The 1,310-nt window shown below is 59.6% G+C and carries 1 protein-coding gene; it reads left to right on the forward strand.

Annotation, left to right across the window (positions count from 1 at the left end; genetic code table 11):
* The coding region (gene sufB, locus EAO80_RS11100; RefSeq protein ID WP_122089958.1) for a Fe-S cluster assembly protein SufB at positions 1–1,310 on the forward strand (1,310 nt) is incomplete at both ends.

Below are 1,310 nucleotides of genomic sequence, written 5' to 3' on the forward strand. Positions count from 1 at the left end.
GAGGTCGTCCGCCTCATCAGCGACGACAAAGACGAACCCGACTGGATGCTCGACCGCCGACTGCGCGCCCTCGAGCACTACCAGAACATGCCCCTCCCAACCGACTGGCCCGGCCAACCCGACCTCACCCAACTCGACGTCGAGGAGATCATTCCCTACATCCGCCCCGACGTCGAGGCACGGGGCAGCGTCGACTCCTGGGAGGACGTTCCCGAGGACATCAAGGACACCTTCGAAAAACTCGGCATTCCCGAAGCAGAGCGCGAATCGCTCTCCGGCGTGGGTGCCCAGTACGAGTCCGAGGTCGTCTACCAGAACATGCAAGAACAGTGGCAGGAAAAGGGCGTCGTCTTCATGAACATGGACCAGGCCGTCCAGGACCACCCCGAAATCGTGAAAGAACACTTCATGACTCGGTGTGTCCCACCCTCAGACAACAAGTTCGCCGCGCTTCACGGCGCCGTCTGGTCCGGTGGCTCCTTCGTCTACATTCCCGAGGACGTCACCGTCGAAATGCCCGTCCAGGCCTACTTCCGCATGAACTCCGAAGGAATGGGCCAGTTCGAGCACACCCTCATCGTCGCCGAAAAAGGAAGTGAGGTCCACTACATCGAAGGGTGTTCAGCACCCAAGTACGGCACCCATAACCTGCATTCGGGTGGTGTCGAGGTCTTCGTCGGCGAGGACGCCCACGTCCAGTACTCGACCGTGCAAAACTGGTCGAAAAACACCTTCAACCTGAACACCAAGCGCGCGATCGCCGAGAAAGGCGGGCGCATGGAGTGGGTCTCGGGCAGTATGGGCTCGAAGGCCACGATGCTCTATCCGTGTACGATCCTGAAAGGTCGCGGCGCCAGCGCGAACCACATCAGCATCGCCTTCGCGGGCGAGGGACAGAACATCGACACGGGCGCGAAAGTGTATCACAACGCGCCCGACACGAACTCGACGATCGAATCGAAATCCATCAGCAAGGATGGAGGACGGACGAATTATCGTGGGCTCGTGCATATCTCGGACGGGGCGTACGATTCGTCGACGTCGGTGGAGTGTGACGCGCTGATGTTCGACAACGAATCCGTGTCGGACACGATGCCGTACATGGAGATCAACGAATCGAAGGTCGACGTCGCCCACGAGGCGACCGTGGGGAAGATCGGCGACGAGGACGTCTTCTACCTCCAATCGCGTGGATTAGACGACGACGACGCAAAACAGATGATCGTCTCGGGCTTCATCGAGCCGATCACCGAAGAACTGCCCATCGAATACGCCGTCGAGCTCAATCGCCTCATCGAACTCGAAATGGA

The organism is Halalkalicoccus subterraneus, from assembly GCF_003697815.1.
GTDB lineage: Archaea > Halobacteriota > Halobacteria > Halobacteriales > Halalkalicoccaceae > Halalkalicoccus > Halalkalicoccus subterraneus.